This is a genomic window from Candidatus Manganitrophus noduliformans (genome assembly GCF_012184425.1).
Lineage (GTDB): Bacteria > Nitrospirota > Nitrospiria > SBBL01 > Manganitrophaceae > Manganitrophus > Manganitrophus noduliformans.
Genome location: NZ_VTOW01000001.1, coordinates 276314 through 291372, shown reverse-complemented (window position 1 = coordinate 291372; position 15059 = coordinate 276314). Strand labels below are relative to the sequence as shown.

18 protein-coding genes and 1 tRNA gene are annotated in these 15059 nt (G+C 56.2%); 9 read left to right on the top strand and 10 right to left on the bottom strand.

Going from position 1 to position 15059, the window contains the following annotated elements:
- Window positions 1-67: 67 nt before the first annotated feature.
- Entirely contained in the window at window positions 68-502 is a 435-nt protein-coding gene (locus MNODULE_RS01420) for a DUF1844 domain-containing protein (RefSeq protein ID WP_168057708.1), read from the bottom strand.
- Between the two features lie 163 nt (window positions 503-665).
- Here MNODULE_RS01420 and cbiE point away from each other — a divergent pair, with 163 nt between their 5' ends.
- The 5 genes from cbiE (at window position 666) to MNODULE_RS01395 (ending at window position 5615) form a co-directional block, all read left to right on the top strand.
- Window positions 666-1391 carry a precorrin-6y C5,15-methyltransferase (decarboxylating) subunit CbiE gene (gene cbiE / locus MNODULE_RS01415; RefSeq protein WP_168057707.1) on the top strand — a complete coding sequence of 242 codons (726 nt, stop codon included), beginning with the start codon at window positions 666-668 and terminating at the stop codon, window positions 1389-1391.
- Window positions 1392-1423: 32 nt separating this feature from the next.
- Entirely contained in the window at window positions 1424-2380 is a 957-nt protein-coding gene (locus MNODULE_RS01410; RefSeq protein ID WP_168057706.1) for a carbon-nitrogen hydrolase family protein, read from the top strand.
- Between the two features lie 58 nt (window positions 2381-2438).
- Complete coding sequence (locus MNODULE_RS01405) at window positions 2439-3020, top strand: hypothetical protein (RefSeq protein ID WP_168057705.1); 582 nt, start codon at window positions 2439-2441, stop codon at window positions 3018-3020.
- Window positions 3021-3182: 162 nt separating this feature from the next.
- Window positions 3183-4109, top strand: coding sequence for a hypothetical protein (locus MNODULE_RS01400; protein ID WP_168057704.1), 927 nt, complete (start codon window positions 3183-3185; stop codon window positions 4107-4109).
- Window positions 4110-4214: 105 nt separating this feature from the next.
- The gene (locus MNODULE_RS01395; RefSeq protein ID WP_168057703.1) at window positions 4215-5615 is read left to right on the top strand and encodes an adenylate/guanylate cyclase domain-containing protein; all 1401 of its coding nucleotides are present in this window, start codon (window positions 4215-4217) and stop codon (window positions 5613-5615) included.
- Between the two features lie 42 nt (window positions 5616-5657).
- Here MNODULE_RS01395 and MNODULE_RS01390 read toward each other — a convergent pair whose 3' ends face one another.
- Both MNODULE_RS01390 and MNODULE_RS01385 read right to left on the bottom strand, forming a co-directional pair.
- Window positions 5658-6644, bottom strand: coding sequence for a transketolase family protein (locus MNODULE_RS01390; RefSeq protein WP_202882085.1), 987 nt, complete (start codon window positions 6642-6644; stop codon window positions 5658-5660).
- Window positions 6641-7462 (bottom strand): transketolase, encoded by an 822-nt coding sequence (locus MNODULE_RS01385; RefSeq protein ID WP_168057702.1) that lies wholly within the window; start codon window positions 7460-7462, stop codon window positions 6641-6643. Before MNODULE_RS01385 ends, MNODULE_RS01390 begins: the two co-directional genes overlap by 4 nt.
- Window positions 7463-7622: 160 nt before the next feature.
- Here MNODULE_RS01385 and MNODULE_RS01380 point away from each other — a divergent pair.
- Window positions 7623-7707: transfer RNA gene (locus MNODULE_RS01380), tRNA-Leu, on the top strand.
- A 172-nt stretch (window positions 7708-7879) separates the two neighbouring features.
- Window positions 7880-8434 carry an HNH endonuclease gene (locus MNODULE_RS01375; RefSeq protein WP_168057701.1) on the top strand — a complete coding sequence of 185 codons (555 nt, stop codon included), beginning with the start codon at window positions 7880-7882 and terminating at the stop codon, window positions 8432-8434.
- Window positions 8435-8479: 45 nt separating this feature from the next.
- Here MNODULE_RS01375 and MNODULE_RS01370 read toward each other — a convergent pair whose 3' ends face one another.
- Together MNODULE_RS01370 and MNODULE_RS01365 are read right to left on the bottom strand one after the other, a co-directional pair.
- Complete coding sequence (locus MNODULE_RS01370) at window positions 8480-9322, bottom strand: SirB1 family protein (RefSeq protein ID WP_168057700.1); 843 nt, start codon at window positions 9320-9322, stop codon at window positions 8480-8482.
- The gene (locus tag MNODULE_RS01365; RefSeq protein WP_168057699.1) at window positions 9309-10271 is read right to left on the bottom strand and encodes a GGDEF domain-containing response regulator; all 963 of its coding nucleotides are present in this window, start codon (window positions 10269-10271) and stop codon (window positions 9309-9311) included. The genes MNODULE_RS01370 and MNODULE_RS01365 overlap by 14 nt, the downstream gene beginning before the upstream one ends.
- A gap of 137 nt (window positions 10272-10408) precedes the next feature.
- On the opposite strand from MNODULE_RS01365, the gene MNODULE_RS01360 reads away from it, so the two are divergent.
- Together MNODULE_RS01360 and MNODULE_RS01355 are read left to right on the top strand one after the other, a co-directional pair.
- Window positions 10409-11143 carry an NAD-dependent protein deacylase gene (locus MNODULE_RS01360; protein WP_168059169.1) on the top strand — a complete coding sequence of 245 codons (735 nt, stop codon included), beginning with the start codon at window positions 10409-10411 and terminating at the stop codon, window positions 11141-11143.
- Window positions 11144-11172: 29 nt separating this feature from the next.
- Complete coding sequence (locus MNODULE_RS01355; protein ID WP_168057698.1) at window positions 11173-11553, top strand: CBS domain-containing protein; 381 nt, start codon at window positions 11173-11175, stop codon at window positions 11551-11553.
- Window positions 11554-11649: 96 nt separating this feature from the next.
- Here the strand turns inward: MNODULE_RS01355 and MNODULE_RS01350 are convergent, their stop codons facing one another.
- From MNODULE_RS01350 to MNODULE_RS01330, 5 genes are all read right to left on the bottom strand, one after another.
- Entirely contained in the window at window positions 11650-12018 is a 369-nt protein-coding gene (locus MNODULE_RS01350) for a 4Fe-4S binding protein (protein ID WP_168057697.1), read from the bottom strand.
- Between the two features lie 70 nt (window positions 12019-12088).
- Window positions 12089-12571: a thioredoxin-dependent thiol peroxidase gene (gene bcp / locus MNODULE_RS01345; protein WP_320412333.1), complete on the bottom strand. Its 483-nt coding sequence runs from the start codon at window positions 12569-12571 to the stop codon at window positions 12089-12091.
- Window positions 12572-13216, bottom strand: a complete 645-nt coding sequence (locus MNODULE_RS01340; protein ID WP_168057696.1) for an LON peptidase substrate-binding domain-containing protein — start codon at window positions 13214-13216, stop codon at window positions 12572-12574.
- 13 nt (window positions 13217-13229) lie between these two features.
- Window positions 13230-14120 (bottom strand): CoB--CoM heterodisulfide reductase iron-sulfur subunit B family protein, encoded by an 891-nt coding sequence (locus tag MNODULE_RS01335; protein WP_168057695.1) that lies wholly within the window; start codon window positions 14118-14120, stop codon window positions 13230-13232.
- Entirely contained in the window at window positions 14117-15058 is a 942-nt protein-coding gene (locus tag MNODULE_RS01330; protein WP_168057694.1) for a succinate dehydrogenase/fumarate reductase iron-sulfur subunit, read from the bottom strand. Before MNODULE_RS01330 ends, MNODULE_RS01335 begins: the two co-directional genes overlap by 4 nt.
- Between the last annotated feature and the right edge of the window lies 1 nt (window position 15059).

The window sequence follows — 15059 nt, the reverse complement described above, 5'->3', positions numbered from 1 at the left end:
ATTGAAGCGAATCCGAGGCGACCGAAAGGGGGGGAGACCTGCCTGACCTCTTCACAAGGAGGGCGGATCAGGGGTGGCGTTTCTTTTCTACCTCGACGAACTTCAATCGCAGGGTGAAGAGGACCTGTTGAAGGAGCGTTTCCTCATCCGGGGTCAGGTTCCCTTTGGTCTTCTCTTCGAGAAGGGTGATCAGATCAATCACCTGGCGGGCCGCCGGCAGCGCCACCGACCTCTCCCCGGTCGCGGGATTGGCCTCCTGCCCCAGGTGGATCAGCGCAGAGGTCGCGAGAGAAAGAATGAAGGAGGAAAAGTGAACCGGAAAAGAGTCCTCCGCCGAGGGATGAGCCTGTTCCTCTCGGCCCGGAGACGCGGCTTGGGTTTCCTTGTTCGAAGCGGAGGCCGGTTTCTCCGTACGCTCTTTTTCCGATCGCTTCTCCGGGTCCGTCTCCTTCAGGTAAGCGCGGCGGTCTCTGACTTGAAACCCTTTTTCTTCCTCTTCCATCGGTTCCTCCCTCGCACGATAAGTTAGCACAAACTTTTCCCCTTTTCAAGGCAAGGAAGAGGTTGTGTCGAGGACGAGGTCGAGGGCGACCCCGCCCCCTGCGCTTGACTTTTATCGCCGGTGAGGCATAGACTACTCTGCACCGAGGGGATTTGTCTTACACATGGGTGATCCGCTAAAAGAGAAGGTCCATGTTTTCGGCGTGGGAGAGGACGGCGTTCTCTCGATGAATCTCAAAGCGATGCGGCTGCTTCAGGATGCCGAGTGGATCTTCGGCCCCGAGCGGCTATTGGCCTTTTTCCCCAATCACGACGCCAAGAAAATTCCGATTCAATCCGATCTCGAAAAAATCACCGAGATGATTCAATCGAATCTCGGCCGGCGCCAAATGGCGGTCCTTGCCTCCGGAGATCCTAATTTTTACGGGATCGCACAAGGGTTGGTAGCGCAGCTCGGGAAAGAGGCGGTGGAGATCCTCCCCAATGTCAGCGCCATGCAGCTTGCCTTCGCCCGGATCAAAGAGAGCTGGGAGGAGGCCTATTTCGGCTCGGTCCGGAACCGGCCGATCGAAGGGGTCATCGAACCGATCCGGCATGCCGTCAAGGCGGCCATTTTGACCGACGCGGAAAATACCCCCGCCGCGCTGGCCAAGGCGCTCCTGGCGCGGGGAGTCGAGAACCGGACGGCGTATCTTTGCGAAAACCTGGGAGAGGGGGACGAGCGCGTCACGGAATTGGATCTGAAGCAACTCCCCGGAAGGAGCTCCTCCCCGCGCACGGTTCTGATCCTTTTGGACCGCTTAAAACAACCGTCGCAGAAACCGATTCAGTCGAACACCGGCAAAGACGCGCTTTCCTCTTCAAAGCATGACGAAGAGGGGAGAATCTGAAAGACGGCGCTTTCCGTCAAAAGGAGCCCTCGATGGAAAATGGTCCCAAACGTTTAACGATTGCCGCCATTCAGATGACCTCGATTCCGTATCGCGTTGAGGAGAACCTTGAGAAAGCCGATCGGATGGTTCGGGAGGCGGCCTCGCGCGGCGCCCGCATCGTCGTTCTTCCGGAACTATTCAATACCGGATATTGCTACGACTGGAGGAATCTGACGGTGGCCGAAGATCTCTCCGGACGGACCGCCCGATGGTTTCGAAATCTTGCAAAGGGATTGGGGATCTACCTGATCGGAGGAATGATCGAGCGGGACGGGGGGAATCATTACAACACGCTTCTTTTGAGCAGCCCGCAGGGCCGGCTTGCCTCTTATCGGAAGCGCTGTCTTCCCCTTCAGGAGAAATGCTATTTTACAAAGGGGGACGAACCGCTGCTGGTCGAGACCCCCCTCGGCCGGATCGGCTTTGGGATCTGCGCCGATCTGCTCGATCAGAAGATCTGGGAGCGGTTTCGGAACAAGGTGAACCTTCTGATTGTTTCTTCGGCCTGGCCGGACTTCACCGCCGGCGGTTTTCTCTTTGCCAAGACGGCGGTGAACAGAAGCATCAGCCGGATGCCGGAACTCCTTCCGAAGCGGCTGTCGGAATCGTTTGGGGTGCCGGTGGCCTACGCCGGCCTCTGCGGGCCGTTTGATTCACCCCTTCCCTTTCTCTATCCCTATGCGGTTCGCAGCCGGTTCGTCGGGCATTCGGCGGTCTATGATCGAGGAGGAATTCCGCTGTCGATCCTCAAAGAAGAAGAAGGGATGGCGATCGGCGGGGTTGTCACCGAGCCGCTGTCGGCGGAGAAGCGGTACGCCGTCGATGCGGCGGTGCGGATGATGGCCCGGCTTGATCGGGTGTTTCTGACGATCCCCTGCCGCGTCTATCGGGTGTTGAACCGCTCCAAGGGCGAAGAGACCTGGAGAGGAATGCAACCCTCGCCGTAAGAAGGCGGCGCCTGTAGGCGATTTCCGCTCAGCGACCGAATGATCAGGAGGTACATCCATGTCGTTGTTTCAAGTTCGGTGGGTTCAATGCTTACTCGTCGGGTTGAGTGTTTTCTTCGCCGGCCAGACGGCGACGGGGGACGAATTCGGGCGGGACGGAAATTTGGAGATTTATATTCATGCCGATAAGCCGACCTACAAATTCGGCGAGCCGATTCGCCTGACGGTTCGGCTCAAGAACAACACGACCCGTCCCCTGGTCGTCAACCGGCGGCTTGATCCGTTCAGCGATCTTCAGTGGGAGCTTTTTGCCGAGCCGGACGGGTTCCTGCAGACCAAAACCAATCCGCCGAAGCCATTGACCGCCGACGACTTTATCGAATTGAAACCGGAGGAGGAGATTCGAAAGAAACTTCCGCCCCTCTCCGAGCTGACCCCCCATCCGCTGAAGAAAGGGTTATACGGGCTTCGCCTCACCTATGCCAACAAAGAGAAACCGACGGGGGTCGAGAAGAAGGGGAAAGACATCTGGACCGGTGAGATTATCACCAACCGCCTCTCCATTCAGATCCGAAGCAGCGAGAAGGCGTCCTTTCAGCCTTTTTCCCCCGAAAGCATCGCTCCGGAAGAATCCTTGTAAACGCCCCCCTTTTGTCATTCCAGGTTTGTCCTCTCGAATTGCCCAAAATTGCCAATCAGGAATCTTTTGCTATACTTGAGTGCCATGTTGACCATTCCTTGATGGGATGGGAAGCGAGTCCTTTCGATCCATTCCTGTAATCAATCTTCTTTGGAGGAAGACATGGCGCGACGGAGAGAGATCCGAAACCGGTTATTTGCTTATCTCGTCCTGATCATCTGGGTTGGCATGCTCACGTTCGGATCATCGCGGCAAGCGCTTGCGCAGCTCGGGGCGATCGGCGGGATCGGGGGGATCTCGGGCGGGGAGACCAATGAGGCTTCCCCGCTCTTTACGATGACCGGGAGTCCCAGCTTCAACGAGGGGGAAGGAAACCTCAGCTTCGCTTATCAGAACACCCGGATCACACGGTTCGAGGGAGATAAAATTGAAGACGAATTCGGCCCCAACTTCGCAGCCGAATTGGTCTCAAAGGTTTTCCTGGTCGGTTACGGCGTAACCGATCGATTTTCGGTGGCGGCCGTTTTTTCCCAAGATACCAATCGATTCCATATCGGTCTGGATAGCGATCTTTTTCCGGACAAAAAAGAGACCGGGGGCCTTGCGAACCCTTCCTTCTCAGCGAAGTACACGCTGATTCGTAATCCCAACATTTCCGTCCGCGGTACTCTGGGTCTTCCATCGGGTTATGAGGCAGGGTCTGAGAGTCCCGTTGTGGCGCTTGACTTTGCCTATTCCGTCTCTCTTTGGGGAATGACAGATCTCCATGTTCAGGCAGGTTATCAATATACCTTCAAGGACAGGTTTGACGTCGATCCGACTGACCTTCTCGTCGTGAATACCGCCTTGGCCCGCTCCTTCGGTGAGAACTTCACCTTTTTTACGGAGCTGACCTATCGGCAGGGGGGAGGCTCTTTTGATTCCGAAAACGACACCCCTACACAGAAGAGCGTCGATGTCATTCCCGGATTCAAAGTGGAGTTTCAAGAGAAGTTCCTCTTCTCCACCGCGGCTCGGATCGCTCTGATCAACGATTTCACGCTGGGTTATGATTACTCTTATTTAATCCTCCTGAGTTATCTGTTTTAAGCGTCTTTGCGGAAAGGGACAGTGGATAGACGCTGCGGTCTCCTCGTCCGGCGCGCTCCCGGAAATACGGTTTCTCACCGCCTTCTTTTTACCAGATAGGTTCGGATGAAGCTTTTTCCTCTCCAGATCGGTCTTCGGCTGAAACTCACCCTTCCGGTTGTCTTTCTCATTCTGGTCATTATGTTTTCGATCTCTTTTCTCTTCGGCCTGCGCCATGAGCAAACCTTGAGAAGCGAGATGAAAAGGCGGGCGGTGAGGGTCGCGCAGACGGCCGGAACAATGAGCCTGATTCCCCTTCCCGGGGTTCCCGCTTGGACGCTCTCTAAAAGTTTTGTCCCGCTCGTTCCCCAACTCGACCCGAATGTGCTTTACATCGTTGTCTTCGACGAGCTTGGGAAGGTGCAGGCCGCTTCGATCAATCAGTCCCTTCTGAAAGAATTATTAAAACAAGAAGAGATTGCGTCTGCTGAAAAAGAGTTAATCACGGAAGTGACCAACGCGCGGGGGATCAGGGAGGAGCGTTCGGGCCCTTCCCGATGGGGATCCCTTCTTCCGGTGGAGGTTGGGCTTCAGCCCGACGGGCGGGGAAAGGTTGTCGTCGGTTTTTCCCTCGAAGAAATGGAGCGGGAGGTCTCTTCTTCGAGGCGGACGGCGCTCGGCCTGACCCTCGGTTTCGTCGTGTTGGGGGTAGTGGTGGCGGTGGCGGTCGCCGCGTCGATTACACAGCCGATCCAGGTGCTGGTTCGCGGGATGGAGGAAGTTCGCAAGGGGAACCTCGCGGCGGATGTTGAAATCCCGAATAAAGATGAGATCGGCGCGTTGGCCAACTCCTTTAATTTCATGATCGCCGGACTGCGGGAGCGGGACAGAATTAAAGGGACCTTTCAGCGGTTTGTTTCTTCCCAGGTTGCGGAAAAGGTGCTGGGGGCCAAGGATATCGTCCTGACCGGGGAGCGCCGGCGCGCCAGCATTCTCTTCGCCGATATTCGGGGCTTTACCTCGATGTCGGAACGGCTGGCGCCGGAAGAGATCGTCAGCATGCTCAATGAGTATTTCACGGTGATGGTCGACATCATCATTACCCATGAAGGGAATCTCGACAAGTTTATCGGGGATGCGATGATGGCGGTTTTCGGCGCGCCGCTGCGTCACCCGGATGATCCGCTCCGGGCGGTGCGGACCGCCGTCGATATGCAGCGGGCCCTGCTGGAGTTGAATGAAGAGCGGGATCGGCGGGGGGCGGAGGCGATTTATATCGGCATCGGGATCGCGACGGGAGATGTGGTCGCGGGAAACATCGGCTCCGAGAAGCGGATGGAGTATTCGGTCATCGGGGATGAGGTCAATCTCGCCGCCCGAATCCAATCGAAGAGCGGAAAGCAAAAGATCCTCATCTGTCCGGAAACGTTCAAAGCGGTCCAAGGGGAGATAAAAACGATCCCGCTTGAGCCGGTCATGCTCAAAGGGAAGAGCCATCCGGTTCAAATCTATGAAGTGGTTTATTAATCGGACCGGTTTGTGTGAGGATTTGGGGAAAGACGAGACGGTTTATTTCTTCCGCTTCAGGACCGACTCGACCGCTTGGACGATCTGCTTCGCGGTCAAGCCGTATTTCTCCATCAGCTCCGTCGGGGTGCCCGACTCGGCGTAGGTATCGGCGATTCCGATCGAGGCCATCGGCACCGGATGGTGCTCCGCGACCACCTGAGCGACTCGGCTTGCGACCCCTCCCGAGAGAAGATGCTCCTCCGCCGTGACGATCGCGCCGGTCTCCTCGGCGGCGGCGATAACGGCGGCCTCATCGATCGGCTTGAGAGTATGCAGGTCGAGCACGGCGACGGAGATCCCACGCTCCCGGCAGATGTCGGAAGCGACCAACGCCTCCCACACCAGAAGCCCATTGGCGATAATCGTCACATCCTCTCCCGCGGCAATCTTGTTCGCGCGTCCCAACTGAAAATGTTCTGACCCGGTGTAGATGATCGGCGCCTTCGGCCGTCCGGTCCGGATGTAGACCGGGCCGACATGTTCCGCCGCCAGCCGGACGAGCGCTCTGCAGGAGATCTCATCCGCCGGCGAGAGGACGGTGAATTTCGGCAGGGCGCAGGCAAGGGCGAAATCTTCGACGCTCTGCTGCGATGCGCCGTCTTCTCCCAAGCTGATCCCGCCGTGGGAGCCGACGATTTTCACATTCAACGAGGGATTCGCGACCGACATCCGGAGTTGATCGAACGACTTACAAAGAAGGAAGGAAGCGAAGCTGGAAGCGAAGGGGATTTTCCCGCAGGAGGCGAGTCCCGCCGCCACGGAGACCATGTTCGCTTCGGCGATGCCGCAGTTGAAGAAGCGGTCGGGAAAAGCTTTCCCGAAGAGACCGCTCTTGGTTGATTTTGAAAGGTCGGCATCGACCGCCACGATCCGGGGATCGGCCTTGCCGAGCTCCACCAACACCTGACCGTAGGCGTCGCGCGTTGCGAGGCCGAGCTTTTTCTCGCGCTGGACGGCTGATTTCATTTCGGAAGGATTGGCATTCATCGGTCGAGCTCCTTGAGGGAGGCCTGAAGCTGATCTGTGGTCGGCGCCACGCCGTGGAATTCGAGATTGTTCTCCATGAAGGAGACCCCCTTCCCTTTGGTGGTGCGGGCAAGGAGAAGCGTCGGTTTTCCGACGGTGCGTTGAGCCTCGTCGAAAGCGTTTAAGATTTGGCCGAAGTCATGTCCGTCGAAATCGATCACATGCCATCCGAAGGCCCGCCATTTGTCCGCGAGCGGCTCGATGTCGAGGATCTCGGTGGTCCAACCGTCCAACTGCTGGCGATTGCAATCGAGGATCACGGTCAGATGATCGATCTTGTAATGGGCGGCGAACATGGCGGCCTCCCAGACCTGTCCCTCGTTCGCTTCGCCGTCCCCCATCAAGACATAAACGCGATAGTCTTTCCGGTCGAGCCGTCCCGCCAGCGCCATTCCCGCCCCGATCGAGACCCCCTGGCCCAGCGATCCGGTGGAGGCTTCGACGCCGGCGAGCTTTCCTTTTTCGGGGTGGCCCTGAAGGGGACTGCCGAGCTTCCGGAGGGTTTTCAGCGCCTCGACCGGGAAATAACCGGTCCGCGCCAACGCTGCATAAAGGGCGGGGGCGCCGTGCCCCTTGCTCAGAATGAATCGATCTCGGTCTGCCCATTCCGGATCGGACGGCTTGTGGCGGAGGAGCTTAAAATAGAGGGCGGTGATCAGATCGACCGCCGAGAGGGACCCTCCGGGGTGTCCGGAGGCGGCGGCAGTGATCATCTCCACGATGTCTCGCCGAAGGAGCGTGGCTTTCTTTTGAAGCTGTTCGATCGTTCCGTTTTCCATAAGCGGGGCTTAGGGTATCAGAAAGCATTTCCCAAGTCAACGCTATGATCGATCAAAGGACGCATCGTTTTTTCATTACTTTTTCATTACCTGATGACGGATGTTTTCATCGCGGATTGCTTGACAGGATAATGCGGAGTCATTATAATGGCCGAAATTTGCCGAAGTGGTGGAACTGGTAGACACGCACGTTTGAGGGGCGTGTGGGGCAACCCGTGGGGGTTCAAATCCCCCCTTCGGCACCAACACTCCAATTGATGGTTCACCTTCGCTCGGATGACCTCCTTGTGTACCGTTCGGAAGACCTCAGCCCACCGCTCGCTTTCCAAGCCTCAGCCCGTTATCCGCATTTCCTCCTTAAAGAGCGCTGCCCTGAGTGCATCGGGGTAAAGATGGTATAATCTCTAAAGAGGCAGTATGGAAATGACCCTTCTATTAAACGCAACCTACGAGCCTTTGCGGGTCATCCCTTGGAAAAAGGCGATTCTTCTCTTGTGCCAGGGGAAAGTGGAGGTTTTGGAGGTTTACGATCGGGAGATCCGAGGCGTTTCTATTTCCTTCCGACTCCCTTCCGTGCTGCGCCTTCTCGAACTCGTCAAAATCAAGAAAAATCAGCGGGTGGTCAAGTTTTCCCGGGGGAATATCTTCGCGAGGGACAAACATTCTTGCCAATATTGCGGCCAGCGCTTCCGGGCCGATGAGCTGACCTTTGATCATGTCGTCCCGATCGCCAAGGGAGGGAAGAAAACCTGGACCAACATCGTGACCGCCTGTATCCGGTGTAACAATCGGAAAAGCGGACGCACCCCCGATGAGGCGAACATGCGGCTGATCAAGAAGCCGGAGAAGCCGAGCTGGAGCCCTTCCTTAACGATCACCATCGGGATTAAAAAGACGCCGGAAAGCTGGCGTGATTATCTTTACTGGAACCTCTCCTTGGAAGAAGATCTTCCCGACGAAGAACCTTCCTAAGATTTCCGCCGTTTTAGCGCAAGATTCTTTCCCTCCCGCCGTCCACTAAGTCGAATGAACCCGTTTGTGGAACCGCTCCAACCAGGAACCTTTTTCCGTTTCTCCCCCTTCAGTATAAATGTGAATGAGGTTGCGGATCATCCTTGTAATGATCTGGCGCGTGGAAACCTTTCGGAGATATTGAGCGATGAGCCCTTTTTCGTCTCCTGGGAGTTGCGATTCAATCTCCCCGCGAGTCAGCATCCGGCCTTCATGGAAGGGATCGATGTAAATTTCGTCTCGTTCATCCGACCAGGAAACCAGGAAGTGACCCGGCATCCCGATTCCGTGGAGAGGGAGATTCAGCCGCTCTGCAAGAAGGAGCATCACCACCGATAAGCTGATCGGAATCCCCTTCTTTGTGTCGAGGACGGTATTGATATAGCTGTTTTCCGGGAGGTAGTAGTTCTCGCGATTTCCTGAGAAGAGAAGCTCTTCGAAGAGATACCGATTCAGGGTCCGGATCACCGCGGGGGGAGACGAATCAGGTTGAATCCTCCTCCGGAGGACCTCGGCCATCCGATCGATCTTTGTCCGATAAATTTCCGAATTCATCTCCGGGTAGGCGAATCGAGCGAGGAGAAAGACCCCCTCTTCCAGGGAGCAGGGTTCTTTCTCGGCATAACGTTGCCACTCCTCATCCAACGCTTCAAGCCGGATCGACTCGATAATCTGGCCGGCCCGCTCCGATATCAATGAAGCGCCCTCCCTCACGCACCGCTCCAGCGCGGGGAGGGCGGGGGAGCCGATCTCGACCAATCGTCGGCGGATGATCTCGAAGTGGGCACCTTCCTCTCCCAACAGTCGGATCAATGCGTCAAGGGTGCGGTCATTTTCAGGCGAGTTCATTCGGCTCATTTGGTTGATGAATGAGGGCGCAGTTCTTCCCGGAACGCTTGGCGCCGTAGAGGGCATCGTCTGCGGCCGCAATGAGGGTCTCTTCGGTATCGATACCGGGGGAAGGGAAGGTCGCCAGGCCGATGCTCACGGTAAATCGGGTCCCTCCCTTCTTTCCTTTTCGTAAACCGAAAACATGATCTGCAATCGTTCGGCGGATTCGTTCGGCCACCTCCATCGCCGCCTTCTCTTCCATCCGTTGAGGAAGTACAATCGTGAATTCGTCTCCGCCGTATCGCGCGGCGAAATCGTATCCCCGAAGAAGGTCTCGGAGAATCGTCCCGATCTCCTGCAAAACCCGATCTCCGTTGAGATGGCCTAAGTCGTCGTTGATTCGCTTAAAATGATCGACATCCATCATCATGCAGAAGATCTGTCCTTTTTGCCGTTCCGCCCGCCGAATCTCCCGCTGCAGAAATTCTTTCAGATATTTACGATTGTAAAGCCCGGTTAAAGGATCGATGATCGACTGACGTTCCAATTTCCGGATACGCTGCTTGAGTTTATCCTGTGTCGCTTTGATCCGCAAGAGGACTTCGGCGCGTAGGACCAGATCTTGAATCCGGTAGGGGCGGGTGATGTAATCCCACGCGCCGTTGTCGAGCGCTTTCTGTTTTTGAGGCGCATCGTGGGGAGATCCGATCAGCAAAAGGGGAATCTCTTGGGCAACTCTTTGATCGACAAAAGAGGAGAGAGGGGAGAGATCCATTTCGGGGGGATGGGCGGAGGCCGGATCATCGTAGATGATCAGATCGACCTTCTCCTTGGAGAGAATGCGAAGCCCCTGCCGGAGGGTCTCCGCTTCATAGATCCGGTAGGCGGTCGGGCCCTCTTTAAGGGCTTCCCTCATTTTTCGCCGTTGTCCTCTCTCCTTCTTGACCAGAAGCAGGCCTCGTTTCATTTTTCCTCCCCATATTTTCTTTGGCACTCAAAGGGCTTAGAATACTTAGGAATTCTCATTGATGTCAATAGAAATCTGATTTTATTGTTTTCATGGAGACGATTCGGTATACTCAACCCATTCATTAAGGAGGATCTATCCTCACCGAAAACCTGATCAAAACAGCACGGGACCGGATCGCCTCCGCCCATTCGATCACCGTTTTAACCGGGGCCGGGATTTCAGCCGACAGCGGGGTTCCCACGTTCAGGGGAGAGGGGGGGCTCTGGAAGCAGTTTCGGGCGGAAGAGCTCGCCACGCCCGAGGCGTTTGAATCACATCCTGAGATTGTCTGGGAGTGGTATCACTGGCGGCGTCAAATCATCTCGGAAAAACGTCCCAACCCGGCGCACGAAGCGTTGGTCTCACTTGAGAACGCCTGTCCGAGTTTCACGTTGATCACTCAAAATGTCGACGGGCTTCATCCACTGGCCGGGAGCCGGAAGATCATCGAGTTGCATGGAAGCCTTTGGAGGATGCGTTGTATGCGCTGCGGTCGGATCACGGAAAAGCGCTCCCTCGAGCTTCCCCGGCTTCCCCATTGCGATCTTTGTCGTTCATTGCTCCGTCCCGATGTGGTCTGGTTTGGAGAGGCGATTAACCCGCTCCATCTGAAAAAGAGTCTGGAGGCATGCCAAGGAGGAGGGGTTTTCTTGGTGATCGGAACATCCGGAATCGTTCAGCCCGCCGCTTCATTCGCATCGATCGCCAAGGAGCATGGGGCGTTCACGATCGAGATCAATAGGGTGGATTCGGAGATTGCAGACCGGGATCTGCTTCTGATCGGGCGCGCCTCGGAGGTTGTTCCCCAATTGATTCATGCCAACCATTAGAATCATTTCGATTCGTTAGGGAGGAGAAGATGACACCATTGGCCCTTTTGATGCATCGGGATCTTCAGGAAATTTCCCCAAAGACCACGGTACGGGATGCGGCAAAACAGATGCGGGATAAACGAATCGGCTCCCTCCTGGTCAGCGAGGGAATGGAGCGGATCGGGATTGTGAGCGAGACCGATTTTGTCCGAAAGGCACTCGCCGACGGCCTCAATCCCGACACCACTCCCGTGGAAAGAATCATGAGTCAGCCGGTCATCGGGATCGATATCGACAAAACCGCCAAAGAGGCGAACGACCTGATGGCGACGAAGGGGGTGCGGCACCTGGCCGTGACCGACAAGGGGAAAATTGTCGGGATCATCTCGGTGCGCGATTTGGTGATCTGCTTTAAGAATCGATTGTAAATCGTCCCGGCGGGAATGGAGCCTAAAAAAAGGGAAGGCCGGTTTTAATCGGCCTTCCCTTTTTCAGTTAAGAGGCTGCGCTCGAACGTCGGTGCGTTAGTTCCGAACCCCGCTCCAGACACGCGCCGGATCGATTTCCTTGTCCGGATTCAGTGACTTGGCTTTTTCCAGAAGGACATCGGCCTTTTCGGGATAGGTCGGATCGGAGATGCAGCAGTCGGACACCGGACAAACCGCCGCGCACTGGGGCTCATCAAAGTGGCCCACACATTCGGTGCAGCGTTCGTAGGTGATGACGTAGATGTTGTCGCTGGTGGCGTGGGCGAGCTGGCCGCCGCCATCTTCCCCGGTCAATTTATATCCCTTTGATTCGCAGTCGCTTCGGTTCTCGAAGATCGCTTCGTTCGGACACTCAGGCAGACAGGCTGCGCAGGCGATGCATTCACTGGTGATCAAAAGTGCCATGGTAGGGCTACCTCCTTGTTGCGTTGAAAGAAAATGATTTTCGAACTATATCATGCGTCTTTGCGGCATGTCAAACCCTTTTTAGCTCCTTCAGCGCCGAGAGGACTTCGTCCAGATGGGCGTCTACTTTCACACGGCGGAAGAGATGGGTGACCTTCCCCTTCGGGTCGATCAGAAAGGTCGATCGCTCGATTCCCCAGAATTTCCGGCCGTACATATTCTTCAGCTTGTAAACGCCGTAGGCTTTCGAAACGGCGGCATCCGTATCGCTCAAGAGCAAAAAAGGGAGGGTATACTTCTCGACGAATTTTTGATGCGAGGCGAGGGAATCGAGACTGACCCCCAAGATCACGGCCTTCGCCTTCTTCAGTTCGGCGAAAGAATCTCGGAAAGCACACGCCTCCTTGGTGCAGCCGGGGGTATCATCCTTCGGATAAAAGTAGAGAATGACATGGCGCTTTCCCCGGTACGAGGTCAGATCGACCTTCTTCCCGTCCGAGGAGGGGAGAATAAAAAGGGGAGCATCATCTCCCGGTTTCAGCTCTGAAGTCACCTATCCCTCCGTTTGTCCATCCGTCTGTCCGATGGTATGAAGACCCATCTCCATCAATTCCGCCAAGCGTTTTGCCCGTTGTGAGAGGTCTCCGGCTTCCAGCAAAAACTGTTTTTCCAAGACCGTCAGCGGAAGCCCCGCCGAGAGGGTCGCCACCAAGACATCATCTTCAAGCCCGATTTCCAAAATCGACTCCAACGCCTCGGCCCCCGGCATTTTCTGGCGGTAGCGCATCGTCAGATCGACCAACTTTTCTTTGAGCGGCGCGAGGAGTAACTCGGTCTGAGGCTCCTCAACGGTCTCGATTCGCCCCTGCCGGTAACTCCGGTCGTGACGCTCGCCCCGAATCAGACATTTCTTCAGGCCGTAGAGAATGATGTTGTATCGTCCGTCATCGAGCCGTTGGGATCGAATGATCCGCCCGACCGAGCCGATCTCATGGATCGGCGGGTTCCCATCATAATTGATTTCCCAGCCCTCTTTCAAGAGGACCATCCCGATCATCCGATCCCCGCCCAAGGCATCTTCGACCATCTCGCGGTAACGCGGTTCGAAAATATGGAGGGGAAGATAGGTCTTCGGAAAGAAGACCACATTCGGGAGGGGAAAAAGGGGAACCCACTCCGGAATTTGTGTTCTCGCCATGAGTGTCCTTGAATTATTGAATTTTTTCGATCAGAGGTGCGGTGGAGACGAGATGTCGCTTCATCCCGAGCTCTTTGGGTGAGAAGCCCATCGCCAGGCCAAGGAGTTGAGGAAGGTGGAGGATCGGAACACCGAGCGTCTCATCCGGACGGGTTTGCTGAAGCCGGTCTTCGGCGCGGTCCTGATAGATATCGAGACTCATGTGGCAGAGGGGGCAGGGGGTGACCATCGCGTCGCTTCCTTTTTCCTTCGCCTCGCCGACGTTCTTCGCGACCATGCTCAGCGCAATCTGATCTTTCTCCAGGAGGACGGGGAAGCCGCAGCACTTGGTTCGGCCGTCGTATTCGACCGGATAGGCACCGACGGCGCGGATCAATTTCTCGAGCGAGGTCGGATTTTCCCAATCGTCAAAGCCGGTGGCGCGAGAAGGGCGTAAAATATAGCAACCGTAGAACGGCGCGATCGATACGTTCAAAGGATGGGTAATAAACTTGCTCAGCTCGTCCAAGCCGAAATCTTTGACCAAAATCCACTGAAGATGTTTCACCTCGACCGTCCCGTGGTATTCCAGGCCGGTGGCGTCCTTGAGGGCCCGGTTGATCCGATCGCGCAAGGCGTCATCCTCTTGAAGATTCTTGTTGGCCCCGCCCAGGATCCCCTGGCAGGTCCCGCAGATCGTCATGACATTGTTGATCCCCATCTTCTCGGCGGTGGCGAGGGTCCGGGCATTGAGGGTGTAGGCGAGATCCGGGTCGGCCTCGCTGATCACGCCGGCCCCGCAGCAGTTAAATGCTTCCAGTTCAACGATGTCGAGACCGAGGCGTCCGACCACTTTCATGGTGGAGGTGTAGAGCTCGGGGGTGGCTCCCTTGGAGGCGCATCCTGGGAAGAGGGCGTACTTCATTTCGTTTTCTCCCAACGTTTGAAGATGGCCCGGACTTCATCACGTCCCGGGACGCGCTTGAAGGGGAACGGCGTCTTCCCGTGCAAGAACATCTTGATCCCGAGCGGGATGATCCGAAGCATCTTTTTGAGATTTCCCCACGTCATTAAGATCGGCAGGAGTGTCTCATTCAGCCGACCCTCATCACCCACCACTTTCGTAAACTCGGTAATGTGTCTCGCCTCCACCGATTCGGAGAATCCGGCGCCGATCGACAATCGCCGAAGGCGCACGATCTGCTCCATCGGCCGGACATCTTTCGGGCAGACCTGCACGCAGAAGTTGCACCGGACACAGTCCCAAATTCCGTCGGGTCCCTGAAGCGCCTCCAGACGAGGAACGTGTGCTTGGTCTCTCGGATCGGCCTGAAAGCGGTAGGCTTTGGCCAATGCGGCCGGACCGAGAAATCCGCGGGAGACTTCAAAGCTGGTGCAGGCCGAAACGCACGCCCCGCACATAATGCAGCCGTCGGCATTGTGCAGTTTCTCGTGAAGATCCTTCAGCGCTTCGGTCGGAACCTCCACCCCGTTCTTCGTCATCAGAAAGGGATCGACCGCCTTGATCTTCTCCCAGAAGGGGGCCATCTGAACGACCATGTCTTTGATCACCGGCATGTTCGCCATCGGTCCGACCTCGATTTTCCCGTGGTGTTCCAGCTCTTCCTTGAGGGGGAGCTTGCAGGCGAGTTTCTGGCTTCCATTCACCTGCATCAGGCAGGAGCCGCAGATCGCCGCCCGGCAGGAGGCGCGGAAGGTGAGGGTGCCGTCGATCTCGGCCTTGATTTTCAACAGCGCGGTCAGCAGGGTCATCCCCCGGCTGGCCTCGACAAAGTAGTCCTTTTTGTAAGGCTTCGGATCGACATCGGGGTTAAATTTTTGGACCGTCAGTTTAACGCGCATT

What these genes read in the sequence shown, in the direction of transcription:
- MNODULE_RS01420 (WP_168057708.1), bottom strand. Translation starts at nt 502, where the DNA reads ATGGAAGAGGAAGAAAAAGGGTTTCAAGTCAGAGACCGCCGCGCTTAC.
- cbiE (WP_168057707.1), top strand. Translation starts at nt 666, where the DNA reads ATGGGTGATCCGCTAAAAGAGAAGGTCCATGTTTTCGGCGTGGGAGAG.
- MNODULE_RS01410 (WP_168057706.1), top strand. Translation starts at nt 1,424, where the DNA reads ATGGAAAATGGTCCCAAACGTTTAACGATTGCCGCCATTCAGATGACC.
- MNODULE_RS01405 (WP_168057705.1), top strand. Translation starts at nt 2,439, where the DNA reads ATGTCGTTGTTTCAAGTTCGGTGGGTTCAATGCTTACTCGTCGGGTTG.
- MNODULE_RS01400 (WP_168057704.1), top strand. Translation starts at nt 3,183, where the DNA reads ATGGCGCGACGGAGAGAGATCCGAAACCGGTTATTTGCTTATCTCGTC.
- MNODULE_RS01395 (WP_168057703.1), top strand. Translation starts at nt 4,215, where the DNA reads ATGAAGCTTTTTCCTCTCCAGATCGGTCTTCGGCTGAAACTCACCCTT.
- MNODULE_RS01390 (WP_202882085.1), bottom strand. Translation starts at nt 6,644, where the DNA reads ATGAATGCCAATCCTTCCGAAATGAAATCAGCCGTCCAGCGCGAGAAA.
- MNODULE_RS01385 (WP_168057702.1), bottom strand. Translation starts at nt 7,462, where the DNA reads ATGGAAAACGGAACGATCGAACAGCTTCAAAAGAAAGCCACGCTCCTT.
- MNODULE_RS01375 (WP_168057701.1), top strand. Translation starts at nt 7,880, where the DNA reads ATGGAAATGACCCTTCTATTAAACGCAACCTACGAGCCTTTGCGGGTC.
- MNODULE_RS01370 (WP_168057700.1), bottom strand. Translation starts at nt 9,322, where the DNA reads ATGAACTCGCCTGAAAATGACCGCACCCTTGACGCATTGATCCGACTG.
- MNODULE_RS01365 (WP_168057699.1), bottom strand. Translation starts at nt 10,271, where the DNA reads ATGAAACGAGGCCTGCTTCTGGTCAAGAAGGAGAGAGGACAACGGCGA.
- MNODULE_RS01355 (WP_168057698.1), top strand. Translation starts at nt 11,173, where the DNA reads ATGACACCATTGGCCCTTTTGATGCATCGGGATCTTCAGGAAATTTCC.
- MNODULE_RS01350 (WP_168057697.1), bottom strand. Translation starts at nt 12,018, where the DNA reads ATGGCACTTTTGATCACCAGTGAATGCATCGCCTGCGCAGCCTGTCTG.
- MNODULE_RS01340 (WP_168057696.1), bottom strand. Translation starts at nt 13,216, where the DNA reads ATGGCGAGAACACAAATTCCGGAGTGGGTTCCCCTTTTTCCCCTCCCG.
- MNODULE_RS01335 (WP_168057695.1), bottom strand. Translation starts at nt 14,120, where the DNA reads ATGAAGTACGCCCTCTTCCCAGGATGCGCCTCCAAGGGAGCCACCCCC.
- MNODULE_RS01330 (WP_168057694.1), bottom strand. Translation starts at nt 15,058, where the DNA reads ATGCGCGTTAAACTGACGGTCCAAAAATTTAACCCCGATGTCGATCCG.